The following is a 26,056-nucleotide window of genomic DNA, read 5'->3' as shown; positions in this document are numbered from 1 at the left end:
GGACTTTTCCCACACTATTTAGAAATTCGTTTTTCAGGTACGGGTGGTGGGGACGGATAGAGCGTTATACCCGTTTTCTCATCGAGAGAAACATGAGCTTCCGGGTAAACAGCTAATGCAACTTTTAGGGGTGCAATAATATCTTTTTTAAAAAATCTCAGCTCTTTATATTCTGGACCGAACTGATTTTTTAAACTGTACCAAGATATACTTAATGGTTCATTTAAGACATGCAGACGATATGCTAACCATATATAAATATCAATGGCTTTTGATTTATTAGCAATTTGTCTAATTGCGACTTCTCTCAATGGTAAGGGATGTTGTATGAGGCTATCGTAAAATCCTTCATCGAGACGAACTATCTCTCTCCAAAATGAATTTTGATGAATATTCTCCGTTGTTAACGGCATTATTGCATCTCTTACAAAAGCGCTGTTTGTAATTAATTCTGCATTTCCATTTAATTGAGTAAAGGTCAGGCGACAACGACTTATTCTGTTAGCTTGATCACGAACAGATCTGTAGGTTTTCCCACCTACAGAAATGCCCATGGCTTTGAGCCAGGCATTCATACTTGCGCCTAATTCTATTTCACGGGATTTAGTTCTGATAGCCTGTGTTTGAAGGTATAATAAAATTAGACGTGCCATACTACCGAATGGTATGCCAACTGGGCAGTTATTATGGTCAAGACCGCTTTCTACTAAAAGTCTAATGTTACCGCCTTCTCTTCTCCATATTGGTTCTTTGATTTTTTTGTGTGGTAAGGAAGCCATTGCAAATCCAGCATGCGCAATTCCAATAGCTTGTTCTTCATCGGATATAACTTCATAGGCAGCTTCAACACATGTGCGTTGAAGTTTTGTCTCAAGCATTGCTTGTCGACGCATTTCTTCAATACCAAAATGGTCAATTAATGTGTGAATCTCTGCCATAATCAGTAGTAAAATCACTGATAAGCGATTGTGTCAATTTGGACTTTTCCCACTTTCGTTATCCACAATATTGTGTTGGACTCTTCCCTCAATAATTTGGACTTTTCCCTCGCTACCTATTAGTTATTATTAGTTATTATTATTAGTTATATGAGGAAAGAGTCCAGTGGATAACCCCAATATTGAGGGAAGAGTCCAAATTATTGAGGGAAGAGTCCAGTGGATATTTTTATATGTTGTGTATAATTTTCATGTGAGGAAAGAGTCCAATAAGCCTGAAATTCACAAAATTAAAATATTATTAATTTTTAAAAACTACGCCTTGAATTTGTGGTATTAGAAAAAAAGATTTTTTATATAACTTCTTAATAGCGTTAATCTTAAATAAAAGAAATTTAAAAAACATTTTAGCGTGAATTACGAATCGTAATGATAACACCACTTGGCAAAAGAAATTTTAAAATAATTTAACTAGGTATTTGTAGAAAAAATAATGATTTTAATCATTATTTCTTACTCTAAATAGAATGATAACGTTTTATATATAGTAGTATTAATAGTATAAATTAAATAAATAAAATTAATATATATATTATACTTAACATTAACTTCATCTAATAAATATTAAAATAATTGCTTAATGTCTAATATATTATAACTTAATGGACATAAAAAATTGATGCCAATTTAGTGTCTTTTAAGTCGGTTTTCAGATATAATAGACGTTCCTTGTCCGGTATTCGATTTAGGATACAATTTTATGCGACTTTTTGGTTATGCACGTGTCTCTACCAGCCAGCAATCACTCGACATTCAAATCAGGATGCTCAGAGATGCAGGTGTAAGAGCGAACCGTATCTTTGCTGATAAGGCATCTGGGAGCTCCACAGACAGAAAAGGTCTTGATCTGTTGCGTATCAAGGTGGAAGAAGGTGATGTAATTTTAGTAAAAAAACTTGACAGACTTGGCCGCGATACTGCTGATATGATCCAGTTAATAAAAGAATTTGATGCTCAGGGGGTAGCTGTCAGATTTATTGACGATGGGATCAGCACTGACGGCGAAATGGGAAAAATGGTGGTGACTATCCTATCGGCCGTTGCGCAGGCAGAGCGTCGGCGGATCCTAGAGCGTACGAATGAAGGTAGGGTAGAGGCAAAGCTCAAGGGCGTCCGTTTTGGTCGGAAGCGCACCATTAATAGAAATAATGTAAGAGCGCTTTATGACAATGGGACAGGTGCCACACAAATTGCTCGACAACTCGGTATTGCTCGTTCCACAGTATATAAAATACTTGAAGACACGAAGGCTGTGCAAGACAATTAAGCCTTCTTAAAGTAAATTTTTGTCTGTTGAATAGTAAGTTCTAATATAAGTTTTTTTCATTATAATGGTTTTACATAAAATTTTATTATATATGTTCTTTCTGTTATGAAAAATCTATTTTTCACTAATTAAAATAGAGATTCAAATTTTTCAAAAATGAATTGGAGTGAACTATTGCTATTTTGGCTCTGGCCCTCCCATCAAGGTTTTGAATATAAAGTCAAAAGACATCTCTTGGCTGGAAATATGCTGATTATGTTGTCAATAAGCGAGCTTTTACGATCATATATTCTTACAATTTTTAATTGTAAAAAGTGATCTTTGTATAAGATTAACCTACTTTATCCGCGATTTTTGTCAGTCAGTTTAATCGCTTGAAATCGTTAAAGAGACAAAGAAGCTCAAAAAACTGCGGATCTATTTTAGTTATATTCCTTATTTTAGCCTAGTGTATTAAAAATAAATGGCAATATTTATTATAAAATATTTTATAATAGTATAGATATATCGCAAATAAAGGGAAATAACGTCTATATGCTATTTACTTCCGGGTGTTTCTTATTTTAACTTTCTGGTACCAATAAGGTATTGAGTTAAAATATTGGCTCTATCAGGTAACATTCCTCCAATTACAGCTGACACTTTACGGGGTGTCATATGTTGTGCAACTGGAACTAGAACACGCATGTCAAGGACGTTAAACACAGCTGCCGCATCACGAGGCGGCATTTGTTCGTAAACATGGGCTAGTCGTTCGATTTCTTGTTCAGCAGCCTTTTTCTTTTTCTCTTCATATTTGGAAAGCTCTGCTGTTTTCTTTTTTAGTTCTTGAATCTGACCGTTAATAGCTATTTTCTCTTGTTCAAGATTTTTTTTCTGTTTATCGAAAACCTCATTGTGGGTAGCTGTCTGAAATTCACGCTCTTTGATGGTGTTTTTAAGAGCTTGCTCAGCATCTTTTGTCAGAGGATCGGTAATTAAAATTTCTTCCTGAGTAGGGTTTTCCTCTTTTTCCTTGATTTTAGGCTGTTTTTTATGAGTAGCCTTTTTCAGGACTTTCCAACCCAAATCCTTTTCAGTCAAAGTATGACTTCTTGATGATGGATCGATTTTTTGTTCAGGTGCTTTTTCGGGATTGCTTTTATTAAGGTGGTTCTCAATTTGTGCAGCTACAGAGTGCAGACTAAGAGCTAACAAAACAAGCATCAGGCAAATTGAAATATTTGCAACTTTGCTCAAAGAGAGACCGCTAATCTTCACGTCTAAAGAACTTCCTTAAAAAAATAAAAATCTCAAAATTGAACGTTTTACGAATGATATAAAGGAACTCTATCCTTTCATTATATTGATTGCTCGTGTCAGCATAGAACGACTAATTTGCATGGTGTTAAGGTTAGCCTCATAAGCATGTTGCGCATCATGAGAGTCCATGATTTCTATCATGGGATTAACATTGGGCATTTTGACATAACCCTGTGCATTCGCAGCTGGGTGTGCAGGATCGTAATGCATTTGAAAGTCGGATTTATCATACCCAATTTCTTTGACTTTCACACTCGAAACGCCACTTTTGCGGTCGAGTTCTTCCTTAAAAGTAATTGTTTTGCGTCGGTAAGGATCTGCCCCAGGTGCTGATCCCGTCGTGTCAGAATTTGCCAGATTTTCAGCTGCAATACGTAGTCTCGCAGCTTGTGATTGCATACCGCTAGCAGAAATACCTATGATGTTAGAAAAATCCATGAGACTCTCTTTTATGCTATTTCAAATCAGGTGCTGCTGGAGCTGCCCAAGGCCATACTGTACATACTCATATAACGACCATAAACAGTTGTTGCAAAACGATGTTGGTCATTTGTTGCAGCAATTTTAACAAGCTCGTCTTCTAGAGACACTTGATTACCATTTAAAGATGCTAATGTTCCAGTTTTATAAGAACGTACTGTGTCTTCGCCTTCCCCGAGATGATTAGGGTGTGTCCGAGTAAGAGTGACCGGATGGTGCGTACTTAGGAGGTCCTGAAAAGATGTAATGTCTTTCGGCTTATAGTCCGGTGTATTAGCATTAGCAACATTGCCGGCTAATACTGATTCACGTCTCTGTAACCAGCTCATACGTCTTTCTGCTAGATGCAAAAGATCTGTACCGCTACCATTTTGGGTTATTGGATTAGTTATGTTGGACATTTACACTCTCTATTCATTATTCTCAAAAATACCTTATTATTTAGGTGACACGAGAAGATTAAATATATGATCAGTATCGTTGTCGAATTTCCTATTGTCGATCTTTTTTATAAGCCAGTTTATTGTTGCTGTGTCTTTGGCTCGTGAAGCATCGGAAGCAAGGCGTAGTGCCAGTAATTGTTGGCTGTGTGTCAAATTGCCCTTATCAGGAATTAAATTCTCTGCCATTTGGCGAACATTCTGCACTGCAAGAGGCCATTCACCGCGGTCTTCATAAATTTTAGCACGTAAGTTAGCCGCAGAAATATCACTATCACCATTTAAAAGGTAGAGAGCTACTTCTGGTTTTCCAGAAGATATGGCGATTTGTGCTATAATACGGTTTCTTTTTGCGGTCTCTGACTTTGGCAAAGAAGTATTATCTGAATTTTCTAAAATATGTGAAGCATCATCTAATTTTCCTCTTTGTAAATAAGAGGTGGCCAGTACGTTCGTTGCTTCAGCTTTTTTTACAGCTGTATTCATCATGGGGACGGCCAAAGAGAATACTTCTGAAGCCTCGTCCAGTAAACCTAGTGTGGAAAGCATTTTTCCATAAGCTATTAAAAGATCTCCCTTGTCTGGACCAGCTGGCAATTCAGGAAGATGAGCCCTTAATATGGCAGCTTTATGCAATATTAAGTTATTTAGATCATTAGGGTCGTGAGACGTATTTTCTGGTAACCGTGCAATATTAGTCAAAATATGGTGTAGCATCGGTGTATAACGCTGATCTGCTTTCTGAGATGTAAGATGCTTTACAGTATCTAGCGCAGAAAGTGCATTTTCCCATTGATTATCCCGCATATAAGCATCCGCTTGTAATATGCGCACAATACCTTCACGCTTAGCAAGACGTGCATCAGGTAAAAGCAAAGAGAACTTTTTAACAGCCTCGCTTGGTTTTAGTTTGTTATTGCTGAAATCTGAAGAAATTTTAGCCTCACGGGCTTTTTCAGCTATAATAGGGTCTTGATTGTTAAATAACTTAGTCAGAGCCTTTTCGGCTGCATCTGTTTTCCCTATCCGAAGATCACGTAAAGCACGTGCCAAAGAAAAATTATCCTCATCGGGTAGGCTGTCGAGAGCTTTCATATCCTCCAATGTTCCATAACGTGCGATTTGCTCACTGGCCATTGGAAGAATAAGAGGTCGTAGGCTGTCAGGGTAACTCAGAAGACGCTGGAAATCGTTAGCAATAAGATGAGCAGCTTCAGCATTATTTTTGCCTATTGCTGCGTAATAGAGTCCTTTCCAGAGTTGTGTAGCGCGCAGATCATTTTCCGGCCACTGGGCGTCAAGAAGATTAGCTTCGTCTATATCACCATTGAGCAATGATATTGCACCCAAAAAGAACCGTATGTCTGGTCGAAAAGCTTCTTCAGGGTCGTCGTCAAGAGCTACAGAAATAATAGAACGAGCATTAAGAAAATCACCTACATTAAAGGCAGCTTTTGCCGCTTCAAAGCGTTTCTCAAATCGTTCTTGTGGAACTGAATCTGCGGCTTCTAATAGCGCATTATGATATCTTGTTTCAGCATCTTTTACAGGTAAGTGTCTTAGCCCCAACCATTTAAGATCAACGTCATTGGCATAAACAGCCTGATCAATGTCTGGTAGGATCTCTCCACCTAAATTAAGTAAAGCCCCATTTTCTGTACGACGCATTTCTATATTTTGGGTTGGAGTATGATCAGCAACAACTACACCTTCAAGTGATGGCCATACATCGTAATGGTCACCATGGCGCAAGGATAATATACCCCCATCGTCAAACGCAGATGTAGCGATCAGTAATTTTTCTTTAGAGACAGGGTCCTTGATAGAGAAAATTCGACCAGGTTTTCTCATGGGAAATAAAAGACCGGCAGATGTAATTCTTGGCGCTATTTCGTGTCTATCACTGTAAGGGTTTCCAGGAGGGGTGTGTCCCCCAGTACCCAGCCTTCACTCTGTTGGGATAGAAAGAGCCGCCTTGTATCTGGAAGTGGTATTGTGACAATTGTAACTTGGGGTAGAGATGTGACTGTCAGATTAGAAAAAATACCATCCCCGCGTAAAGCCGAAATATCCATAGGATGAGCATTATCTATAACGAAAACAAATTTGTTTCCGCTCTGGTAGGCTGCAATTCCCATGTCCTCGGAAACTGGAATAAGAATACGATGACGTGATGTCGTTGTGGGCGGAGGAGTGACTGAATTAGAGTGCAGATTTTCTTTTATCTTTGAAGGATTTTTATCTTGTTGTTTCTTATTTTCCGATTGGGGCAATTTCATAGATTGGCGTGATTTTCCCACACCAATCACGTGCGCATTCCAGCCTTTAGGAAGGCCATTTAGTAGCCGATCTGTTTCAGATGATGAATTATTCTTAGTAGTGGTTTTCGGTGAAGAGGGCTTTATTGTGGCGCCTTCAGACCATGCTGGCGCAGTATTAAAAAAACATGAAATAAGCAAAACATACTTAAAACGCACGAAAAATTTTTGTCCGTTCCACTCATATTTTTTGTTTAAAAAGCCGGATAAAACCTCATTATGAGTAGGCGGCATTAATGTATCATCTCCATGGCATAATAAAATGATCTTATGCGTGCTATAACAATATTCAAAAAGTTAAAGCAAATTCTGTTTTTTACGAATGAAATTTGTAATAAAATTAAGCCAAAAGGTTAATAAGGTTTTTGGCAATTAAATGTTTTTTCGTATGTCGTGCGGTAAGAACAATCTGACCTATAACAAAAGCATTTGACATGATAACCTCCAGAAATTGCTATCAATCATATAGTAATGAGCGAATTTCAAAATAAACCATGCATTACATCAGTCCAAGCTCTTTTGCGGATTTAAAATTTAATATGACAAAAAAGCGAATGTTTTTGACGGAAAACTGACTGGCTTTTAATCGTTTTACATATTAGATAGTATTATCTCTTTCATAAATTGCGCTTGTCAATCTGCGGTTCAGCCTAAAAAAGGATTTTTTAGACCATGGCAATTACCGGAACGTCTTTTCTATCTGCTCAAGGTTTTGATGCTGCTAGTGCTTATAATAATGCGCAAAACCTTAAAGAAACTGTATCTCCCAAAGAACTCAGTTCTGATGGAGACTTAAAAACGAACCAAAGTAATGTTAATGCCGTGACTAGTTTTAGTCAGGTGCTTAACAATGCTATTCATGGTGCTATTGACACGGGTAAAGTAGCGGAAACCCAGACTGCCGAAGCCCTTTCAGGCAGGGGAAATATTTCTGATGTTGTTGCTTCTGTTGAGGAAGCAAAACTTACACTTCAAACCGTTACAACATTACGAGATAAGTTCGTTAATGCTTATCAAGAAGTAATGCGTATGGCTGTTTAAGAGTATTTTCTTGTGCATAGTACTGTAGACATTCAAGAAGTTCTAAGACAAACGCTTATTGTAGCGGTTAAGTTAGGCGCTCCTTCTTTGCTTGCCTCTCTTTTTGCAGGACTTTGCGTTTCTCTATTTCAAGCTATGACACAAGTTAACGAAGCCACTTTATCTTTTGTCCCAAAATTTACTGCTGCGATGTTAACCTTAATTTTCACAGCATCTTTTATGTCCTCTATCCTTCATGCTTATGCTCAAATGATTTTCGATCAAATTATTAGGGTTGGAGGATCTTAATTGTCCTCATTCTCTGATTTCTTTGGTTCGCCGAATCTGGGAGATCCTAACGGCTCAATAGCTGTTCTTGTCGGTACGTTTCTAATTGTTTTATGTCGTGTCAGTGCTATTGTCATGACATCCCCTGGCATAGGGGAGGCATCTTCTCCTATGCGTATTCGGGCAGGTTTAGCACTAGCTGTGACTGTGACGCTTTTGCCTGTAGTTCAAGATAGCCTCATCGCCGTATCGGGTGAGGCCTTACGTATGCCTTCTATGGCGGTAGCTATAGTTGCTGAAGAATTATTATGTGGCATCTTTATTGGCTCACTTGCTCGTCTTATTGGATTTTCTTTAATTATAGCTGGCCAGATGATTTCTTTATTCACTGGACTGGCAAGTATTATTCAGAGTGATGCTGAATTAGGAGCTTCTAGCACTGCTATCGCACATTTAATGAATATGTTGTTTCCGGTTTTATTTTTTGTGACAGGTTTATATATATTGCCGCTTATGGCTATTTCGGGTTCTTATACACTTTTTCCGGCAGGTCATATCACTGGCTTGATGGTCGGAGATATGGCTATGAGTGTAACAAAGACGGTCTCAGAGACTTTTCGGATTGCCATGCAATTGGCATCCCCGTTCGTTTTAGTGGGTACATTATGGCCAGCTATGCTTGGTGTTCTTAATAGATTAATGCCTGCTATACAAGTTTATGCTATAGCCATGCCTGCTCAAATATTAGGCGGAATATTTTTGTTAGCGCTCCTTATTCAAGTAATAACAGGTACTTGGGTTGAGAGAATAGAAGGATTGCTAATAGGTTTGCCCGGTATAGTGTCGTCTGTTCCTAAAGTACCTTAAAATTACGAGTAAAAATTATGGCTGAAGAAGGCGGTGGAGGTGGTGAGAAATCTCAGGCACCGACCCCACATAAAATACAGAAAGCTCGTGAGGAAGGGAATGTCGCACAATCTAGAGAAATTTTATTATTAGTATCATTAGGAACTTTTCTTCTTATATTTGTTTTGACAATTGCAGATGCAACGAAACAGTTTCTTGTTTCAATGCAACAACTTATTTCACAGTTCTGGACTATACAAGACGATCCCGTCAGTATATATCGCCTCGCACGGCAAGCGCTAAATAACGGACTTGCAATTGCAATCCCTTTTATGGTCGTTGGTGCTGCTACTGTAATATTTTTCGGTATGTTACAAACGGGTTTTTTGTTTAGACCTCAAGCCCTCAAAATAGATCCAAAGCGTTTATCTCCTTTAAAAGGAATTAAACGTATATTCAGCCTGAATAATATTATCGAGTTACTTAAAAATATATTTAAATTTTCTGCTTTTGCACTAGTTCTTTATGGTGTTGCTTATAAAGCAATTGACATATCACCACAGACAGAACGTTGGACATCTTTTCAACTGATACGCCAAGTAGGTAATTGGTTTGTTTATGCTACATCCCTTATTTTGCTTGTTCAATGTGTCATTACCGTACTGGATGAAGTTTGGTCGAGATACAGACATTTTTCTAAGTTGAAGATGAGTCTGCAAGAAGTTAAAGACGAATTAAAACAAACAGAGGGTGATCCAGCAATAAAATCGAGGATTAGGCAAATAAGAGTAAGAAGATCCAGACAAAGAATGATGAATTCTGTTAAGGAATCTACAGTTATTATTGTAAACCCAACTCACTATTCTGTAGCACTTCGTTATGACAGTTCTTCAGGAACAGCGCCGCAGCTTGTCGCTAAAGGAGTTGATGATTTAGCATTTCGTATCAGAGACGTTGCTAAAGAAGCGAAAGTACCTATTATTTCCAATCCACCCTTAGCGCGTGCTCTTTATAAACTCCCACTCGAAACAGAAATACCAGAGGAGTTTTGGAAGCCAGTAGCAGCGATTATAGCCTATATCATCAAACTAAAAACACCTGGGTCACGTTCAGGAACAAATTAGTTTTTCCATAATTATCGCTTATCTTATGATAAGGTCGGTATGGACTAAAAAGATGTCTGTTGCCTTTCCTTAATAATTATTTTAAGATTCGATTTCGTAAAACTGTTGATATTTTGCAATTCCAAAGTGATTTAAGGATGAAACGTTATGGCTGGTGTTTTTAATGCACTCACGACCGCTGTTAGTGGCATTAACGCCCAGGCTGATGCCTTTATAAATTTGAGTAACAATATAGCAAATAGCCAAACTACAGGGTATAAAGCGGACACAACATCTTTCCAGGACCACGTTTCTGGTAGTGGAATTGCAGGGAAAGCTACTTCGAATACTGTTTCCGCAACTACCGTTCAGCATGTAGATAATGACGGGGATTCCGCTAACAGTACTAATTCCATGGCAATGAAGCTCAGTGGCAACGGCATGTTTGTTGTTTCTAAGCCTTCTGGCTCTGCCAGTGCCAATGAAGTGGTCTTTTCTAGCCAAAAATACTATACTCGTAACGGTGATTTTACGATCGACAAAAATGGTTACATAGTTAACACGTCTGGATATTATCTTGACGGTTTTTCTGTTGATGACAATGGCGTCCTAACTAATTCTTTAGGGCCACTACGTATTCATAACGTCGAATTCCATCCGACACAAACACATACGGTTACGCAGCAGGCTGTTGTCGGTAAAGTTCCTACCGATATGGCTAATTACAAGCCAGAAGACGCACAAACTTACACGACACCATCAACTACCGTCTATGATAGCAATCATAATCCTCACAATATTGCAGCAAAATGGACACAAAGTGAGAGCAATCCATTAGTTTGGAATGTCAGTGTTTACGATGCTGATGGTAAAGGGTCTATTGAGACCAACCAATATCAGGTGACTTTTGACCCAAAAGGTTCGCTAGCTTCGATTGTTGATGGTGCAACGGGTGAAGCTGTAGGCTCATCAGTCGCTGGTGCTCCGGCAGAGATTCCCATTCATGCAAAATACGGGAATAATGAAACTCTGGACATGACTCTTTCCTTAGGAACGATTGGCGGAAAGAGTGGAACAGTTATGGCCACAGGGGACAATGTTCCTTCCCAGTCTCAGGCTGCTCCTGCTGCGATTGATACTGCTGCCAAAAAAATCGAGATGGGGAAAACAGTCCTAGGCACCTCGACAGGTAGCAATCAAAGTTACATGACATCGCCTGTAGCTGCAGAAGGTGATCAGTCCTTTGCACTTAAATGGACGCAAACATCTTCTTCTCCTCCTACCTGGTCTGTTCAGGGTGTAGATCCGTTTAATCCTGATGCTGCTGGTGATGTGCATACTGTCGTTTTTGATAGTAAAGGTCAGGTTACGAGCTTTGACGGAAGTGATGATCTCGGCAATGCATCTATTACCTTTAATGGTGCATCTTACTCCCTGGATGTAGGTAGCGCGTCTCTAACAACGGCTACATCCATGTCAGGCGATAGAACAGCTCTTACAAATGATAGTGTAACATCCGGAAAATATAAAAACGCATCTATCACAACGGATGGGTCAATTATGGCCGTTTTTGATAATGGATATTCGCAATTAATTGGTAAGATTCCTGTTGCTTCTTTCAATAACCGTAATGCTTTACAGGCAATTGATGGACAGGCTTATTTAGCAACAGCGGACTCTGGGACACCACAGTTAGGTTATATCGGTGAAAATGGTGGCACAGCCCTGAATACTGGTATGGTAGAGGCATCGACAACCGATCTTACAAGTGATCTTTCTGCTCTCATAGTGGCCCAAGAAGCTTATAGTGCGAATACGAAAGTGATCACAACTGCAGACACATTATTGCAGCAAACAATTGCGATGAAGCAGTAATTTTTGAAAGAGAGGCCACCGTCAATTGATGGTGGCTTTTTTCTTTAGATAATTTTTTAAAAAAAGATACTGAATTTATAAAAATTTTGTAGTTAATATAATGATGTTATGATCTCATCATCTTTTCTGTATCGCTGCTTTTTATTTTCAGTTTTTGGGGTAGCGTGTTTTGTTAGTCAAGAGCACCAAGCTTTTGCTGACGTAAGTTTTTACGGACCTTTCCCTCCACCTCCGACTGCATCCCAGCCTATTGTACCTCCTCCAAATGGTTGGAGGCCACCATCAATAAGACCGCCTATACATCATCCGATATACCCTCCATATCCTCGTCATGGTTTTCCTCACAGAAGATGGCGACAAGATGGTGGTGGCTGGCAACAAGGATGGGGAGGATCGGCGATTGTACCAGAACCTTATCCATTTACAGAAGAACAGCCTTCACCAAGACGGTTAGGAAGATCCTGTGTGGATAAGGTCTGCACAAGAGATTAATGGCCTTAAAAACTAGAATCCTGTGTAAAAACCGTTATTTTCATTTGTTGTACCAGTAAGGCCGTCAAGGACATTTTGCGCCATTTCTATTAGAGGCGTTATCGGTAAATCAGGATCTAATATTGCTTTGATACCATATTTTTGCGCTTGATCTGCTAACCTGGCGAAAAGAAGCCTATCGTCATTTGGTATCGTACCTGAATCAAGAGCATTAGCTTTCTGAATTAATGACCAGAGTCGCTGATTCTTTGAAAGAGCTTTGTTACGTTCTGCAACACTGATCGAGTGTTCAGCATTTTTAAGCTCAATAATTAACCGACGGAAACATTGGGCATCAGCCTCTCTGTCGGTCAAGGCTGAGCTAATAGATGTTTGATAAGCTTTTAAAGCGCGATTTTGATACATATTGTCGTTACACCTTTAACGAGGTAAGAAACGAAATGTTTTAAGCCTTCTCAGAAGCCTCTGGAGTGCTTTCAGTTTTTACATCCACCATGGGGGCAACAGCTTCACCCATTTCTATATAAAGACCATCTGATCCTTTTCTTACACCAGTGATTTTACCATTTACAAGGAATGGCATATCGTAGGAATTGCCAGCGGTATCTGCTGTTTTAACAGCGACACTATAAGCCCCGTCTGGCAGTTGGGTACCATCATCACTCTTACCATCCCAGTTCCATGTATCATTATTACCTGATGCATGAACAACAGCACTTTTTACAACTTTACCACTAGAATCTGCAACGGAAATAGCAATAATTTGATTGTTGCTAGCTTTAAAGGACAGTGACCCTTTCCCTGACTGAAGAGGTAATGTATTGCTTTTAACAGAAGCTATTTTCCCAATAATATTATGACTTTGAGATAGTTGAGCAGACTCATTGAGTGTGATCAAACTTTCTAAATTATTGTTGGTTTGTACTTGCTGTTCGACTGCTGTAAACTGAGCTAATTCTGAGGTTAAGGATTTACTATCTGTTGGGTTAGTAGGATCCTGGTGTTTAAGCTGAGTTGTTAAAAGGGTCAAAAATTGGTTCTCATTTTTAGCTAAAGATGAGAAAGCACTTTTGGATGAATTACCCCTTATGCCGTCATTAACGCTCGTTGACATAGACGGAACATTTGACACAGCGGCCTGATTTGTTGATTGCTGTAATTTATCAATTGCTGAAATAGCCATTAGAATTTCCTTTTAAACTGAAATATTAATAGATCTGCTTATTGGATTAGAAATAGATGTATAAGTAGAATTTATGGAATTTTGTTCCAATTCTAGTCTTTTTTCTTCCGAAACTTGAACATTAACTGGCCCCAATTCAATGCGGTCTTCTGATTGTTGCCTACTATTATGCGAATTTTGACCATTTTGGTGTTCCGAATTTCCAGAAAATGCTGTTCCGTTTCCAGAAGATCCATGTCCTTTCTCACCACTTGTGTTGCTTGTGTCTGTCGGAAGAACATTGATCTTTACGGTTGTAGTCTGAATTCCTGCAGTATCTAAATGGTTCAAAAGATCATGACGTGTCTTTTTTAAAACATTGGTTGTTGCTTCATCTGTTCCCTGAAAAGAAACAGCCGAAATTCCGTTTTCCAAACGAGTCATTTGAACATGAACCGAAGTTTTATCTGTAGTTGTTACGGTCATATTCAATGTTGATGGCACAGATGGATTTGTCACCTTACTATTGGTGAGGGAGGTAAGCCCCATCATTTCACTATCGTCAAACTGACTTAGCTCTGTCAGATGCGTAGCAGTTTTATTATGTTCTGGTTTGGTAGATAAATTTACTGACGCGTTACTATTAGATGTGATCGAAGAAAGCGTTGATGAAGACGATGTATTTTCGTTTTGTGAAGAGATTGCGTCGCTTTTTGCTCTATGGTCTTCTGCGTTATTGTCATGCTGGTTTTTTAATTCAGAAGAAAACTCAGATGTTGCTACAGTTTGTTTTGTATCCAACTGAAGTACGTGATTGTCTTCTTCTGGTTTGTCATCATTTTGCGCGTAATCATTATTAGATAAAACATTGTTTATTGTATTTAATCTATTTTTATAATCATTATTATTTACACTTAATTTAGAAAAATCTTCCGATGCTGTATCATTGCCAGACTCAGAATTATCTTCCTGCTGTTTAGCAATTTTATGCGTTATGGAAGAAATTTTAGATAATATCACAGTCGAATCTGGATTATCTGAGCCATTTATAGAAGATATGGTTGTGATACCATTTTGCTTCACTTGCGGTAATGAAGATAATTCTGTTTGAGAATTAGGATTGGTGTGAGTATCTGCGGAAATTTCAGACAGAGAATATGCCTCAACGTCCTTTTGTAAAGATAATGTTTCGTCATTATCTGATTCAATATGTGATGAGTCAAATTCAATAAAGTTCGTGTCTTTATCGGACTTCCTATTATTATCTATAATAAATTGAGTCCCAATAGACTTGTCGGGTGATGATAATTCGTAGTTTATTGGGTTAATATCTAGATATGGATAAATAATATTTTCACTTTGATCAGAGTGATTACTTTGTTTTTTATCTTTAGGCTCGTCTGTAACGAGTTCTGACTTATCTTTCGTTTTTAAGGGAATATTTGTATCGGAAGATGTTTTCTGATTAGCAGGACGGTCATTTGCTTGTGCAAAAGTGTTGTCTGAAGAAGATTGTTCCGAAGAAGGGTTTGTGTCCTGCTTGGGTTTAGATTGGTTCTTTGACCCTTTTTTAGAGACAGAGTTAGTTGTCGAAGTTTTAGCCTCATTTTCTGTCAATAAAGAAGAAAATTTCTTGGAGGATGAGGTTACTTTGTTTGAAGCACCAGGCTTAGACTCAGATGTTTGATTATTTTTAAGTCCAGCTTTGGGAACGGCAACTTCTATCATAATATCCTCTTCCCTCATCTCTTCTCCTCACATAAGGAGAAGAGGGGCCTCTCTTATACTCAAACTACCTTCTATCTCGTCAATTCCGAAACCATTGAATCAACCTCAGAGAAAGCTGGCATAAATTCTTTTGGAATATCTTTACGACCTATCTCGACACATACCTGCGGTGGCTGTCCCTGAACAAAAGAAACAAGCACCGTTCTAACCACATTATAATAATGATTATCTAATTTTACTACCGTTTTCATACGTGTTGCAAGTGGTCCTGCAACAGTATAGGCGCAAAGCACACCTAAAAAAGTTCCTACAAGAGCACCGGCAATCATTTCTCCCAAAATAGCAGGAGGCTTGCTAATTGCAGACATCGTATTGATAACACCTAACACTGCTGCAACAATACCTAGAGCTGGAAGAGCATCTGCTATACTTTGAATACACTCTGACATTTGCAGATCTTCGTGTAGATCTTTTTTCAATTCCTCAGACATTACCTCATCAAGTTGATAAGATTCATCCAGATTCATGCTGATAAGACGCAAATAATCGCAGATTAAATTTCGGACACGTGCATCTCTTTTGATCCGGGGAGATAGATCAAAGATACTGCTTTCCATTGGGCTCTCAAAGTGGTCTTCAAGAGAAGTAAAGCCCTTCATGTTTGCTTGTCTTAAAAGACGATATAATAAGGCAAGCAGATCCATATAGTTCTGCTTACCATAAGAAGGCCCCCTAAAAACAAGCATAAGATAACGAGGTAAGGTTTTTATAGTTTTGAAACTATTGGTCATTAAAAAGATACCAATAGAAGAACCAATAATAGTTAGTCCTTCAAAAGGTATTGAGGTTAAAAGAGGACCTAACGCACCACCTGAGAGAGTAAAAGATCCAAAAACACATACAAAGGCAAAAATTAGTCCGCCTATAAATAGCATCTTAGTAATATCTCCAGGTTTTATTGTGGGTGAGTATTTTGTAAATCAACAGAACTCTGAGTTTTTTCTGTTGATAAAAAAGATACTGGCAATGGTTTTCGACGATGAATGACAAGAACAATCCGTCTGTTACCTGGGGATTCAGGTTTGTCAGGAATAGCTAAATTGCGATCGGCACGTCCTATTACGCTTACAATTTTACGATCTGGATAGCCAGCTTTAACTAAAACTTCCCTAGCTTTATCAGCGCGTATTTCCGAAAGAGTCCAGTTTGATAAAATACCGGTTTTCCTTTTAACTTTACGATAAGGCTGGCTGTCTGTTTCACCAATAATCGAAATATTTTCTGGCAAAGTAGAAAGCCATTTTGCAATTTCAGTTAAAAGAGAAACCCCATATTTGTTAGGCACTACGGCCCCTTTATCAAACATAGATTTCTGGTTGGTATCTCTCATTTCGACGCGGATTTCATCTGATCCTACTTGAAATGTTAGATTATCCTGCAAGGGAGCCAATTTTGGCTCCTTTTGAAGAGAGTTTTTTAGTCCAGCTATTCTTTCTTTGATATTATTATCTTCTTTAAATGCCTCACCCTCATAATTTTCACTACTTTGTCCGATACGTCCTACATGCTCGGCTCCACCACTTTTAGGGCCGCCTAAAGGAATAATTGCTGGAACACGAGGAGGAATATGAGCTTTTATACCCTGAGAAATATCATTTGATTCTTCAGGCAGAATCATAGGTGGTATTAAAGCTGGCTTTTTCATTCCTGCTTCTGGACTGACAGCATCCTTGCTTTCATTAGGTATTATAGGAGCTGAATTTTTGGAAGGAACAGGAGATGCTTTGGGTGATGCATGAATAAAGGCAGAAGGCGCGCCCATTTTATCTGCCATTGGGTTAAAAAACTTGGCAATCCCATGTCGTTGCTCATCAGTAGTAATACTCAAAAGCCACATGAGAAGGAAAAATGTCATCATGGCTGTCATGAAGTCAGCATAAGCTATCTTCCATGCTCCCCCATGACTAGAAGCTTCCTCTTCTGCGTCTCGCCTAATGATAATTGTGGGGGAGTTTTTTTTATTCGGCATCTGTACGATATCGTTCCATCAGCGATCTACATTATAAAATGTTGCGAAGATGGGTTCCCAACATTTTAAAGCTTGTTACCATTAAAAGATATACCAACTCGTGTAGAGGGTTTACCTGCAAAAGATGCGCGACCATTATGAGTTAGCTCAAGTGACGTATCGAGCCAAATTTCTCCCCCAATATCACGCCATCTTTTGCAAAAAGTATAATCCTCGCTCAAGTAGGTGCCTGTTTCAGGGTCAATACTTCCATCGAACAAAGCGAAATGTTTTATGCCGCTTCCATCATCTGGGGCATCAATACGTCTATATTCTGTTTCAGGATAAGCCCTAATCATTGCCGCGATAGCTTTTCGGCTTATCATCATAAACCCGGTACCAGCATAAGGACTTTTCAATAATGGTCCTTGACCTACCATATTATGTATTTCTGAGGTTTCGCCAACATAACGTAAGGATGCAGTTTGCTGGCTCTCACCATGTAAAATATTGTCTTTAGTCTGTTTATCCCAAAAACGATCACGAAGTGGATACATGCCTGCTATAACGTCCTTACCTGCCTGGAAGAGACGGGTAGGGGCATTGGCATGAAAACCAATATCCGCATCGACAAAAAGGATATGAGTACAATCTGATTTAAAAAAGAAATTAGATATAAGCGTATTTCTAGCTCTTGTGATCATGGCATCATCACCAATATGCATGATCGTCATGGGAACACTTTGGCCAGCTGAGGCATAGCCAATGACAGATAACATATATTCGGTTGTCACCATCCCACCATAGCATGGTGTTGCAAGGAGTATCTTACCTGAAGTGGGATTAGTTATCTCTACCATGAATATCCTTGGTTGAAGCTACTAATTATAAAGCAATATTAAATATCCATCAAAGATGGCATTCATTCTTATAGCCTTAATTATCAATTTCCGATAGCCGTAAGAAGAGGTTTCTTAGGGATTTATGATGTTTTTTATGACTTGCACATTTCCATAATAATCTTTGACAATTTAAAAAGAATTTACCTGTGAGTAATCTTTGATGCTGCTTTTATAAAATTATTTCTGGCTATGTCATCAAGTTCTGTTTGTAATTTGCGCTCTTGTAAGTAATCGATTTCTTTATGTATAGCCGAAATCAGCTTTTCCGTAGCCTCTAAAGATGTTTTAGCCTTTATCATATCAGCGCGGACTAATTCTGTATTTTGCTGAGCTAAACAGAGGTCTTCATTTTTTTCTGCAATAAATTTCTGTGCAACAGGCAACCACTCATAATAAGATTGTTGAAAATTAAAAGATGCTGACTCAGAGCTTTGATGCTGCATCATAAAATTTTCGTTGCTAACAATATTATTCCTCATATCATTAATAGATAGTTCTATTTTATTTTCATTATCTATACATTCAGCAAAGGAAGATTTTAGGCGATCAACTTCTGTTATTTGAAGTCTTTTTAGCGTTTCCAAAGCTTTCAGACGCGATTTACTCATGTAGCTGCACTTAATAAATATAAATAAAAGTATTTATTAATTATGGTCTTGTACTCTTAAGATTTGTCTTAAATGCGCAAATGCATCATCTAAGCTGACTTTTTCATTTTTGCGTTGAGTAATCAATTCTTCAAGCACTGGGCCGATATGAATAGCAACATCTGCTTTGGGATCTGCGCCCTGTTTATATGCACCCAGCCTCACAAGATCCTTTACATCATCCCAAGTCGCAAGAATGGCACGCGCCTCCCTAATGAGAGAATTTTCTTCATCTGAGTTACATCCCGGGACGGAACGAGACAAAGATTTGAGTACATTTATCGCAGGATAACGGCCTGAGTCAGCAATTTCACGTTCCATAATTATGTGACCATCTAAAATTCCCCTAACCGCATCAGTTATAGGCTCATTTTGATCGTCACCTTCTACTAGAACAGAAAATAAAGCCGTAATCTGCCCAGCTTTACCATCTTCCCTCATAGGGCCAGGGCCTGCTCTTTCTAAAAGACGTGGTAGCGTAGCAAATACACTAGGTGGAAAACCACGTGTTGCCGGAGGCTCTCCAGCAGATAAACCAATCTCTCTCAGAGCCTGGCAAAAACGTGTGACACTATCCATCAATAAAAGAACGGATTTGCCCTGATCCCGAAAATATTCAGCAGCACTTAAAGCTGTGTATGCAGCTTCTCTCCTCATCAAAGCAGATGTATCTGAAGTCGCAACAACCACAACTGACCTTGCTAAACCTTCAGCTCCTAAATCATCTTCGATAAATTCTCTAACTTCCCTACCACGTTCGCCGACCAATGAAATAACGGCTATATCGCAAGCAGTATTTCGGGCCAACATTCCCAGTAAGGTAGATTTCCCTACACCGGATCCTGCAAAGAGCCCTAGCCTTTGTCCTTGACGACATGTTGTAAATAAGTTCATGGCTTTGACACCAACATCAATACGAGGACCCAATCGGGCTCGTGATGCCGCCTGAGGAGGAGAGGCATGTAATTTTTGGGGTTTCCCTCCCGGAAGGACCGGACCTTTCCCATCCATAGGCTGTCCCGTTGGATCAATTACCCTCCCAAGCCATGAGTCATTGATCCTGAGGGTAGCGCCGGCAAGCTGTTCTCTCTCTTCCTTTTTATAAAGAGGAAAAATAACAGGACATCCTGCACCAATTCCTTCAAGAGAATCATACGCCATAACAACAGCATAATTACTCCGAAACGCTACGATCTCGGCAGTTATATCTCTACCATCTAATGCTTTGATTGTGACTCTATCACCAACACCAGTGAAACCATGCATACCACTTACTGTGGCAGAAAGCCCCGATATATCGAGAACTTTACCATGAAGCTTTCCTATAGGCACAGTGTTAGGGGTAGTTTTTATGATGGACGACAGAGAATAAAGAGATTCCCCCATCTCAGCGAGATATGAAGCAACTTTAGTGTTGTCAGCACGTAAACTATGAAAACTTTCTTCTAAAGATGCCAGGAGCTCACTCTTACTTTCTTGCAAGCATATGTCCTTTAATCAAAATGAGAAACGCCTCAGAAAACAAATTCCGAAGCGTTCCTATAAAATATTCGCTCAATTATAAGAAGCATAATTACACGAAAAGAGCTAAAATGCCATCCTCACCAGTATCACCACCAAAAAGATCCATAATATTCGCTGGCTGATCGATCTGATTATATTCGGGGTGTAATTGTACAACCGTCAAATAGCGTTCAGCATATCGTTGTATTTTCTTGGCATCGGGATTACCATCTGCATCAGTAAATTCTTTCAAATCCACTTTTTGCTTCATGATACGCTGCTGCTGTTGAAAGTCTAGAGCGGCAAACTGGTCTGGATTATATCCGTTAACCGCCTCTACCACTTTCATGATTGTTGCATCTGACATAAGGTCGTTAATGTCTTTAATTTTACCTGATTGCATTGTACGGGTAAAATACAAGGCGTTTCCCACACCAGATTTTTGCAGATCTTTACTGTTTTCGTACTGCCTTAGCTCATAGGATTTAGCAGTAGCCTCGATAAAATCTGGTGTCATTGAATAGGCACCACTACTAGTTGGTGAAGTCGTATCTACAGGCTCTGGCTCCAAGGGAACGTTCAGAGTAGCTGTCTTGGTTCTTATTTTATCAAAAGCATCCGCAAAGGCCAGCCAGGCAGCATTTTTGGAAGTGGCTGCTAGCGCTTTATGATAATGAGGGTTTTCTGTTAGCAACTTCTTTTCAAGGGCTGGCTGTTTAGCCACGGAACCAAGATTATAGGCCTCTAAAACAACTTTATTGGATGTGAAATCATCCATGAGCTGTTTAGGTGTTGTAATAGACGGCGCTTTTTTACGAAAATCTTCTAGATAGCGTTTGGTGGTTGCATCAGTTTTTACGTAAATGTCCGCTACTTTCTGCTCGTCTTTTACGGCAGTAATATACTGAGCGACAGGAGATAGACTGCCAAGACCCATTTTTTGGCCTCCAATATCGAAGTTGTTCTACCGCTCTTAAGCAAGCAACGATAGTAGCATGGATAAATTACTATTAGAGTATATCATTTTCATGGGCAAAAGACAAATATCGTATTTATAACTTCATTACACTAGGTTACCTTTCCGACGTATCTTTTCTTCTCTGATTTTGTCGTCTATCCTGCCTTTTTAACAGAGGCTGATGGATATTTAAGATATTAATTATGGTTTATAATTGGAAAAATGGTTCTAATTTCAGTCTTTTTTGTATCTTCTTAGCAATCTCTGGATGTGCTCCAGCAAAATCTTATCTTGATAAAGGTCTCGTCCTTGCTAGAGCTGGCTTTGTTGCTCATTATGCTGATACAACAGCTCGCTATACGATGATGAATTACTTGCCACCGGGTAAATTAACATTTAGACCCGGACCGTATAACAATAAAATATTTCTTTATGCTGATCCCATAGGTTGCAGCTGTGTCTATATGGGAAATGAAGCAGCTTATGACAATCTAACGAAATTTGTAGATAATCATAAAAAGAAAAGTAAGTACAAACGTTACGAAGCTTCATTAGAGTCCATGATCGTGGAAAATCGTCAGAATAGCACGACATGGGACTGGAGTGCCTGGAGCCATAGTGCAGATCCAGGATCAAACCAACCTAAATATATGATCGGCAACTCATGGTAAGAGTGCTTTCTTAATTATTCTTAGATCTGATTATTGAGAGAAAGAAAAGCACGCGAGGAATCTGCCACCATACTGCCACTGCGGTTATATCCCTGCTGGGAGTCCTGTGTAGCGCTCTCGACCAAAATTTTCATAACGGTTGCCTGTGTCTGAAGAGCACCCTTTAAGAGGTGCATATTTTCTTCACTCACCTGATTAAATTTGTCCTGCATTGATTTTATTGCATCAGTCATTTCGGCTGACATTTCTTTCTTGTCCCTAGATGCAGTAATCAGTGCATTAAGACGTTCTATAAGCTCTGTCTTTTTAGGAAGTAGATCTACAGCTTTTGCAAACTCGTCCTGTCTGAGAAAATCATTTTCTTGCACCATAATATTGATGGCATCATCAAGTGCTTTTAATAATAAATCATCAGAATATTCTTCATTCTGAGCAGAATAATTTGCTTCTTCCGAAGTTTGTTTCACTTTCTTATGAGACAATTTATGAGCGGTGTCTCGAACTACTTTACTAAGTCGGATTAGCTTCTTCATAAAAACTACATCAAGATTTCGTTGTACTATTGGCCTGCATCTTTTGCATAGCCCTATAGACTTGATGAGCTATTCCAATACCACCACTTTTAGAAATTTGCTTACCAAGCTCTAATACCTGCAAAGATCGGAACTGACCTTCTGCCGCTCCCCTCCGAACATTCCTTTTGATGTATCGACTGTTTCAAACATAGGCTGCAGCAATTCACCTAGAGCTACAGATTCAAAATCTTGAGCAGTTTTCTTTAATTTATCATCCGTTGCTGCCGCATTTACAGATGGCATCTTTGGCTGCGCTTGCGGCATAGACATTATCGATGGAGTTGAAGAAAACGGGAGTGATGTCATGGGGGTACCTATTTCGTTATAATTTTAGCCACTAAATACCTAAAAAATCTTTTTATCTAACTTCTAATTCTGCCTGTAAGGCGCCATCTGCTTTAATTGCTTGTAATATACTAATCATATCACGAGGCCCCACTCCCAAAGCATTCATTCCTGTTACAAGGCTAGCTAAAGAAGGGCCTTCCTGTAAAATGGCCATTTTATTGTTGTTGTCGGTATCAACATTGATGTCCGTCTGGGGAACAACCGCCGTTTGACCACCACCAAACGCATTTGGCTGAACAACCTGCGGATTATTATTGACCTGAATAGTTAGATTACCCTGTGCAATAGCTACTGTCGTTATACGGACATTACTGCCCATTACAATAGTGCCAGCCGCTTCATCAACAATGACTTTTGCCATCGTATCTGGTGTGATGGTCAAATCACCTATTCTGTAAAGCGTTTGAGAAGGGTTCCTTTTCCCAAGTTTGACGGCAACTGTGCGAGGATCATCAACACTCGCTATACCTTTACCAATATGCTTGTTAATAACATCGGCGATACGGTTAGCTGTCGTAAAGTTCGGGTTTTTTAGTGCCAGATGAATGATCCCTCCCTGTCCCAAATGCACCGGTACTTCCCGCTCGACAACTGCCCCATTTGCAATATGTCCGCTTGTGGGAACGTTTCTAACAGTTTGTGCTGCTGCACCCTGAGCCGAAAATGCATTGGTAACAAGAGAGCCTTGCGCGACAGCATAGACATCTCCGTCAGCAGCTTGGAGGGGAGTCACAACCAATGTCCCTCCTGTCAAACTTTGAGCGTCACCTACAGCCGAAACTGTTACGTCAATTCTACTACCACCATGAGAAAAAGGAGGTAAGGTCGCTGTAACCATAACAGCAGCCGTGTTATGAGTTTGGAGCTGGATTGCCTTATCACGAATATTAACACCCAATCTATTGAGCATACCAATAAGGGTTTCTCTTGTAAAAAGAGTATTCGTTAAGCGATCACCTGTTCCGTTAAGACCAACAACCAAGCCATATCCTACGAGCTGGTTATCTCGCACGCCTTCATAATCTACAATATCTTTGATACGCACTTCAGCCTGTGCGGTCGATACAGCTAATGTCATTCCCATTAAGAATAACGCCACATAACGAAATGTCTTATGGCTTAAATTAGAGTAAATTCTTAATTTCATGAAAAACTGCATTTGGCCCCGAACGGAAATCATTTAGTGCGATCTCTTCTGCGTAGATCAAAGCTTAGCAGAAAATTATTATGATGACAGCATCTAGTTTATATTGGTCTGAAAGAAAATCTTGATTATTTCTTTCCGAGAAAAAGGAAAAACTTCCAAATTATAAAAAAAAACGATATAAAATACCCATGCATGGCCTAAAAACACTACATATTTTTGCATGTCATAAAGCAGGTTTAACTATCCTTCTTATAGGTCTGCTTTATCAGAACAGTTGGGGGAAATCAGCTGAATCTGATCGTTGTATCCTAGCTACAACGCAAGTCGAGCGCGCCCTGCACCTTCCAGACGGGTTTTTATCAGCTATGAGCAGAGTTGAGACGGGAAGGCCTGACACAGATGGAACATTATCTCCATGGCCATGGACTATTAACGCCGCAGGAGTTGGGTATCATTACCATTCTCTACGTGAAGCTATAGAGGCTGTTGAAGATTTTCAAAAAAAAGGCGTTCGATCTATCGATGTAGGATGTATGCAGGTCAATATTATGCACCATCCAGATGCGTTTTCATCTCTCGAAATGGCCTTTGATCCTTATCAGAATGCGCTTTATGCAGGGCAATTTTTAAAACAGATGTTTGAAAAAAAAGGAAGTTGGCCACGCGCAGCAGCAGCATATCATTCACAAACACCTGGTATTGGCGAACCCTATCTCTGGCGTGTCATTGAAGAATGGGCCATTCCGCAAGATGGTCGTCAAATTAAAACACCCAATATAGCCTCTCACCACCCTCTTTTTGCACGAAACCCATCACAAAATATGAAGAGAGATATAACGAAAGGGATAAGAGTAGCTTCAAAAGCACCTCACGTCCCCTTAAAGCAATTTAGGCCTTTTCGGGGGTTCCAACATTTTTCAGAACCACCGCCTACACATAATCGTATAAATAATGCTCCCAAGGGGAGGAGTTTAGCATCTTATCGAGCAGCCCCAGTGAGAATTGCTACAACTTTACCTCAAGCAGCTTCTTATTAAATCAAAATTTTGCTCTCTTTAATAGTTCAGTCAGTAAATTGGTCATCTCGACAAATGAATGAGCTAATTCTTCTAAACGTGCTAAAATTATAGCAGTTTCATAATCACTAGCTTTTCTATCTCTGAGAGCTTGTGCCTGAAATTGCTTTAAAAGACTTTTCCCATTAATAGCATCTCTTATTACATTATTTTGATATAAGTCTTTTTGATATGCACATTCCTGGCGGCTTTGTTGAGGAACGTCATTGACGTCTTTCGATGGTTCTCGCCAATGGTAAGACGACAAAAAATCATTTATTATGCCTATATCGCCTTCTTGCAATATTCGTGAGAAAAATTCGTTATCCTCCATATATTTTAAGCTGGAATTGACATTTCCTACTTTTTTCACAACATCACGGCGGAATAATACAGCAATAGGTACAAAAGAAATCATTGATGAAAAATAAAGAGCACAATCTATAATTGTACCGTTTCTTTTTCCTGCATGATCTGAAGTTTGTGTAATAACTATATTTTCGTTTTCTATATATTCTGTAACGTCATAATTACTTGTGACGACACCAGAAAAAATTTTCTCTTTATCATCTTCAAGAAAAGCAACTGTCTTTGCAAGGAACTCTGGCTCAATAGTGTCATCATCATCATGTATATGTATATATTTTTCTGAACAAATGCTTATACCGGTAGATAAAGCGCTCCCTCTTCCTGTAGAGGAAGGTAAATTCATAAAAGAAAATCTATCTTTATATTTTTCGTCTATTTCTTTGAAAGTTTTATATAAATTATCAACCTCCCCTCCATCATTTATAATATAAACATGATAATCTTCGAAAGTTTGGTTTAATATTGATTTTAGCGCTCTTTTTAAAAAATACTCACGGTTTTTTGTTCTAAGAACTATTCCAACAGTTTTGGACATAAGAAACTCTTTCTTTATT

29 protein-coding genes are annotated in these 26,056 nt (G+C 39.0%); 9 read left to right on the top strand and 20 right to left on the bottom strand.

Annotated features, from left to right (window positions below):
- Nucleotides 1-14: 14 nt before the first annotated feature.
- Nucleotides 15-938: a replication protein RepA gene (locus GT348_RS09110; RefSeq protein ID WP_160619563.1), complete on the bottom strand. Its 924-nt coding sequence runs from the start codon at nucleotides 936-938 to the stop codon at nucleotides 15-17.
- Nucleotides 939-1,698: 760 nt separating this feature from the next.
- On the opposite strand from GT348_RS09110, the gene GT348_RS09105 reads away from it, so the two are divergent.
- Nucleotides 1,699-2,265: a recombinase family protein gene (locus GT348_RS09105; RefSeq protein ID WP_160619562.1), complete on the top strand. Its 567-nt coding sequence runs from the start codon at nucleotides 1,699-1,701 to the stop codon at nucleotides 2,263-2,265.
- Between the two features lie 558 nt (nucleotides 2,266-2,823).
- Here GT348_RS09105 and GT348_RS09100 read toward each other — a convergent pair.
- The 5 genes from GT348_RS09100 to GT348_RS09080 form a co-directional block, all read right to left on the bottom strand.
- Nucleotides 2,824-3,504, bottom strand: coding sequence for a MotE family protein (locus GT348_RS09100; protein WP_160619561.1), 681 nt, complete (start codon nucleotides 3,502-3,504; stop codon nucleotides 2,824-2,826).
- A 90-nt stretch (nucleotides 3,505-3,594) separates the two neighbouring features.
- A complete protein-coding gene (gene flgC, locus GT348_RS09095) occupies nucleotides 3,595-4,005 on the bottom strand; it encodes a flagellar basal body rod protein FlgC (RefSeq protein WP_160619560.1) in 411 nt (136 codons plus the stop codon).
- 26 nt (nucleotides 4,006-4,031) lie between these two features.
- A complete protein-coding gene (locus GT348_RS09090; protein ID WP_160619559.1) occupies nucleotides 4,032-4,448 on the bottom strand; it encodes a flagellar basal body rod protein FlgB in 417 nt (138 codons plus the stop codon).
- Nucleotides 4,449-4,484: 36 nt separating this feature from the next.
- The gene (locus tag GT348_RS09085; protein ID WP_160619558.1) at nucleotides 4,485-6,338 is read right to left on the bottom strand and encodes a tetratricopeptide repeat protein; all 1,854 of its coding nucleotides are present in this window, start codon (nucleotides 6,336-6,338) and stop codon (nucleotides 4,485-4,487) included.
- A 35-nt stretch (nucleotides 6,339-6,373) separates the two neighbouring features.
- Complete coding sequence (locus GT348_RS09080) at nucleotides 6,374-7,039, bottom strand: hypothetical protein (RefSeq protein ID WP_160619557.1); 666 nt, start codon at nucleotides 7,037-7,039, stop codon at nucleotides 6,374-6,376.
- Nucleotides 7,040-7,477: 438 nt separating this feature from the next.
- Between GT348_RS09080 and fliE the strand changes: the two genes are divergently transcribed.
- From fliE to GT348_RS09050, 6 genes are all read left to right on the top strand, one after another.
- Nucleotides 7,478-7,846, top strand: coding sequence for a flagellar hook-basal body complex protein FliE (gene fliE, locus GT348_RS09075; RefSeq protein ID WP_160619556.1), 369 nt, complete (start codon nucleotides 7,478-7,480; stop codon nucleotides 7,844-7,846).
- A 12-nt stretch (nucleotides 7,847-7,858) separates the two neighbouring features.
- Nucleotides 7,859-8,134: a flagellar biosynthetic protein FliQ gene (locus GT348_RS09070; protein WP_160619555.1), complete on the top strand. Its 276-nt coding sequence runs from the start codon at nucleotides 7,859-7,861 to the stop codon at nucleotides 8,132-8,134.
- The gene (locus GT348_RS09065; protein WP_160619554.1) at nucleotides 8,135-8,980 is read left to right on the top strand and encodes a flagellar biosynthetic protein FliR; all 846 of its coding nucleotides are present in this window, start codon (nucleotides 8,135-8,137) and stop codon (nucleotides 8,978-8,980) included. It begins immediately after the preceding gene.
- Nucleotides 8,981-8,997: 17 nt separating this feature from the next.
- Complete coding sequence (locus tag GT348_RS09060; protein WP_160619553.1) at nucleotides 8,998-10,083, top strand: EscU/YscU/HrcU family type III secretion system export apparatus switch protein; 1,086 nt, start codon at nucleotides 8,998-9,000, stop codon at nucleotides 10,081-10,083.
- Nucleotides 10,084-10,230: 147 nt separating this feature from the next.
- Nucleotides 10,231-11,937: a flagellar hook-basal body complex protein gene (locus tag GT348_RS09055; protein WP_160619552.1), complete on the top strand. Its 1,707-nt coding sequence runs from the start codon at nucleotides 10,231-10,233 to the stop codon at nucleotides 11,935-11,937.
- A 108-nt stretch (nucleotides 11,938-12,045) separates the two neighbouring features.
- Nucleotides 12,046-12,429 carry a hypothetical protein gene (locus GT348_RS09050; RefSeq protein ID WP_160619551.1) on the top strand — a complete coding sequence of 128 codons (384 nt, stop codon included), beginning with the start codon at nucleotides 12,046-12,048 and terminating at the stop codon, nucleotides 12,427-12,429.
- A gap of 12 nt (nucleotides 12,430-12,441) precedes the next feature.
- Here the strand turns inward: GT348_RS09050 and GT348_RS09045 are convergent, their stop codons facing one another.
- From GT348_RS09045 to GT348_RS09005, 9 genes are all read right to left on the bottom strand, one after another.
- Nucleotides 12,442-12,834: a flagellar biosynthesis regulator FlaF gene (locus tag GT348_RS09045; RefSeq protein WP_160619550.1), complete on the bottom strand. Its 393-nt coding sequence runs from the start codon at nucleotides 12,832-12,834 to the stop codon at nucleotides 12,442-12,444.
- A 40-nt stretch (nucleotides 12,835-12,874) separates the two neighbouring features.
- Nucleotides 12,875-13,612, bottom strand: a complete 738-nt coding sequence (locus GT348_RS09040) for a flagellar hook assembly protein FlgD (RefSeq protein ID WP_160619549.1) — start codon at nucleotides 13,610-13,612, stop codon at nucleotides 12,875-12,877.
- 12 nt (nucleotides 13,613-13,624) lie between these two features.
- Entirely contained in the window at nucleotides 13,625-15,337 is a 1,713-nt protein-coding gene (locus GT348_RS09035) for a hypothetical protein (protein WP_160619548.1), read from the bottom strand.
- Between the two features lie 53 nt (nucleotides 15,338-15,390).
- A complete protein-coding gene (motA, locus tag GT348_RS09030) occupies nucleotides 15,391-16,254 on the bottom strand; it encodes a flagellar motor stator protein MotA (RefSeq protein ID WP_160619547.1) in 864 nt (287 codons plus the stop codon).
- Nucleotides 16,255-16,274: 20 nt separating this feature from the next.
- Entirely contained in the window at nucleotides 16,275-17,348 is a 1,074-nt protein-coding gene (locus GT348_RS09025) for a flagellar motor protein MotB (RefSeq protein ID WP_160619546.1), read from the bottom strand.
- 65 nt (nucleotides 17,349-17,413) lie between these two features.
- A complete protein-coding gene (locus GT348_RS09020; protein WP_160619545.1) occupies nucleotides 17,414-18,187 on the bottom strand; it encodes a hypothetical protein in 774 nt (257 codons plus the stop codon).
- A 182-nt stretch (nucleotides 18,188-18,369) separates the two neighbouring features.
- Nucleotides 18,370-18,837 carry a flagellar export protein FliJ gene (locus tag GT348_RS09015; RefSeq protein ID WP_160619544.1) on the bottom strand — a complete coding sequence of 156 codons (468 nt, stop codon included), beginning with the start codon at nucleotides 18,835-18,837 and terminating at the stop codon, nucleotides 18,370-18,372.
- Nucleotides 18,838-18,873: 36 nt separating this feature from the next.
- Nucleotides 18,874-20,262 carry a flagellar protein export ATPase FliI gene (gene fliI, locus GT348_RS09010; protein ID WP_160619577.1) on the bottom strand — a complete coding sequence of 463 codons (1,389 nt, stop codon included), beginning with the start codon at nucleotides 20,260-20,262 and terminating at the stop codon, nucleotides 18,874-18,876.
- A gap of 187 nt (nucleotides 20,263-20,449) precedes the next feature.
- Nucleotides 20,450-21,316, bottom strand: coding sequence for a DUF1217 domain-containing protein (locus tag GT348_RS09005; RefSeq protein WP_160619543.1), 867 nt, complete (start codon nucleotides 21,314-21,316; stop codon nucleotides 20,450-20,452).
- 224 nt (nucleotides 21,317-21,540) lie between these two features.
- Between GT348_RS09005 and GT348_RS09000 the strand changes: the two genes are divergently transcribed.
- Nucleotides 21,541-22,008: a hypothetical protein gene (locus tag GT348_RS09000; protein WP_160619542.1), complete on the top strand. Its 468-nt coding sequence runs from the start codon at nucleotides 21,541-21,543 to the stop codon at nucleotides 22,006-22,008.
- 20 nt (nucleotides 22,009-22,028) lie between these two features.
- Here the strand turns inward: GT348_RS09000 and GT348_RS08995 are convergent, their stop codons facing one another.
- The 4 genes from GT348_RS08995 to GT348_RS08980 form a co-directional block, all read right to left on the bottom strand.
- Nucleotides 22,029-22,475, bottom strand: a complete 447-nt coding sequence (locus tag GT348_RS08995; RefSeq protein ID WP_160619541.1) for a hypothetical protein — start codon at nucleotides 22,473-22,475, stop codon at nucleotides 22,029-22,031.
- Between the two features lie 76 nt (nucleotides 22,476-22,551).
- A complete protein-coding gene (locus GT348_RS09540; protein ID WP_160619540.1) occupies nucleotides 22,552-22,665 on the bottom strand; it encodes a hypothetical protein in 114 nt (37 codons plus the stop codon).
- Nucleotides 22,653-22,889 (bottom strand): hypothetical protein, encoded by a 237-nt coding sequence (locus GT348_RS09535; protein WP_160619539.1) that lies wholly within the window; start codon nucleotides 22,887-22,889, stop codon nucleotides 22,653-22,655. The genes GT348_RS09540 and GT348_RS09535 overlap by 13 nt, the downstream gene beginning before the upstream one ends.
- Before the next feature lie 52 nt (nucleotides 22,890-22,941).
- Nucleotides 22,942-24,078: a flagellar basal body P-ring protein FlgI gene (locus GT348_RS08980; RefSeq protein ID WP_201740087.1), complete on the bottom strand. Its 1,137-nt coding sequence runs from the start codon at nucleotides 24,076-24,078 to the stop codon at nucleotides 22,942-22,944.
- Between the two features lie 188 nt (nucleotides 24,079-24,266).
- On the opposite strand from GT348_RS08980, the gene GT348_RS08975 reads away from it, so the two are divergent.
- Nucleotides 24,267-25,115 (top strand): transglycosylase SLT domain-containing protein, encoded by an 849-nt coding sequence (locus GT348_RS08975; RefSeq protein ID WP_160619538.1) that lies wholly within the window; start codon nucleotides 24,267-24,269, stop codon nucleotides 25,113-25,115.
- 1 nt (nucleotide 25,116) lies between these two features.
- Here GT348_RS08975 and GT348_RS08970 read toward each other — a convergent pair whose 3' ends face one another.
- Nucleotides 25,117-26,037, bottom strand: coding sequence for a glycosyltransferase family 2 protein (locus GT348_RS08970; protein ID WP_160619537.1), 921 nt, complete (start codon nucleotides 26,035-26,037; stop codon nucleotides 25,117-25,119).
- Nucleotides 26,038-26,056: the final 19 nt, after the last annotated feature.

Source organism: Aristophania vespae (assembly GCF_009906835.1).
Lineage (GTDB): Bacteria > Pseudomonadota > Alphaproteobacteria > Acetobacterales > Acetobacteraceae > Aristophania > Aristophania vespae.
This window is presented reverse-complemented; position numbering and strand designations above follow the sequence as displayed.

What these genes read in the sequence shown, in the direction of transcription:
- GT348_RS09085 (WP_160619558.1), bottom strand. Translation starts at nt 6,338, where the DNA reads ATGAGAAAACCTGGTCGAATTTTCTCTATCAAGGACCCTGTCTCTAAA.
- motA (WP_160619547.1), bottom strand. Translation starts at nt 16,254, where the DNA reads ATGCTATTTATAGGCGGACTAATTTTTGCCTTTGTATGTGTTTTTGGA.
- GT348_RS09535 (WP_160619539.1), bottom strand. Translation starts at nt 22,889, where the DNA reads ATGACATCACTCCCGTTTTCTTCAACTCCATCGATAATGTCTATGCCG.
- GT348_RS09050 (WP_160619551.1), top strand. Translation starts at nt 12,046, where the DNA reads ATGATCTCATCATCTTTTCTGTATCGCTGCTTTTTATTTTCAGTTTTT.
- GT348_RS09060 (WP_160619553.1), top strand. Translation starts at nt 8,998, where the DNA reads ATGGCTGAAGAAGGCGGTGGAGGTGGTGAGAAATCTCAGGCACCGACC.
- GT348_RS09110 (WP_160619563.1), bottom strand. Translation starts at nt 938, where the DNA reads ATGGCAGAGATTCACACATTAATTGACCATTTTGGTATTGAAGAAATG.
- GT348_RS09025 (WP_160619546.1), bottom strand. Translation starts at nt 17,348, where the DNA reads ATGCCGAATAAAAAAAACTCCCCCACAATTATCATTAGGCGAGACGCA.
- GT348_RS09000 (WP_160619542.1), top strand. Translation starts at nt 21,541, where the DNA reads ATGGTTTATAATTGGAAAAATGGTTCTAATTTCAGTCTTTTTTGTATC.
- GT348_RS08970 (WP_160619537.1), bottom strand. Translation starts at nt 26,037, where the DNA reads ATGTCCAAAACTGTTGGAATAGTTCTTAGAACAAAAAACCGTGAGTAT.
- GT348_RS08975 (WP_160619538.1), top strand. Translation starts at nt 24,267, where the DNA reads ATGCATGGCCTAAAAACACTACATATTTTTGCATGTCATAAAGCAGGT.
- GT348_RS09055 (WP_160619552.1), top strand. Translation starts at nt 10,231, where the DNA reads ATGGCTGGTGTTTTTAATGCACTCACGACCGCTGTTAGTGGCATTAAC.
- flgC (WP_160619560.1), bottom strand. Translation starts at nt 4,005, where the DNA reads ATGGATTTTTCTAACATCATAGGTATTTCTGCTAGCGGTATGCAATCA.
- GT348_RS09005 (WP_160619543.1), bottom strand. Translation starts at nt 21,316, where the DNA reads ATGGGTCTTGGCAGTCTATCTCCTGTCGCTCAGTATATTACTGCCGTA.
- GT348_RS09090 (WP_160619559.1), bottom strand. Translation starts at nt 4,448, where the DNA reads ATGTCCAACATAACTAATCCAATAACCCAAAATGGTAGCGGTACAGAT.
- GT348_RS09045 (WP_160619550.1), bottom strand. Translation starts at nt 12,834, where the DNA reads ATGTATCAAAATCGCGCTTTAAAAGCTTATCAAACATCTATTAGCTCA.
- GT348_RS09040 (WP_160619549.1), bottom strand. Translation starts at nt 13,612, where the DNA reads ATGGCTATTTCAGCAATTGATAAATTACAGCAATCAACAAATCAGGCC.
- GT348_RS09105 (WP_160619562.1), top strand. Translation starts at nt 1,699, where the DNA reads ATGCGACTTTTTGGTTATGCACGTGTCTCTACCAGCCAGCAATCACTC.
- GT348_RS09080 (WP_160619557.1), bottom strand. Translation starts at nt 7,039, where the DNA reads ATGCCGCCTACTCATAATGAGGTTTTATCCGGCTTTTTAAACAAAAAA.
- GT348_RS09035 (WP_160619548.1), bottom strand. Translation starts at nt 15,337, where the DNA reads ATGAGGGAAGAGGATATTATGATAGAAGTTGCCGTTCCCAAAGCTGGA.
- GT348_RS09020 (WP_160619545.1), bottom strand. Translation starts at nt 18,187, where the DNA reads ATGGTAGAGATAACTAATCCCACTTCAGGTAAGATACTCCTTGCAACA.
- fliE (WP_160619556.1), top strand. Translation starts at nt 7,478, where the DNA reads ATGGCAATTACCGGAACGTCTTTTCTATCTGCTCAAGGTTTTGATGCT.
- GT348_RS09015 (WP_160619544.1), bottom strand. Translation starts at nt 18,837, where the DNA reads ATGAGTAAATCGCGTCTGAAAGCTTTGGAAACGCTAAAAAGACTTCAA.
- fliI (WP_160619577.1), bottom strand. Translation starts at nt 20,262, where the DNA reads ATGGGGGAATCTCTTTATTCTCTGTCGTCCATCATAAAAACTACCCCT.
- GT348_RS08980 (WP_201740087.1), bottom strand. Translation starts at nt 24,078, where the DNA reads ATGAAATTAAGAATTTACTCTAATTTAAGCCATAAGACATTTCGTTAT.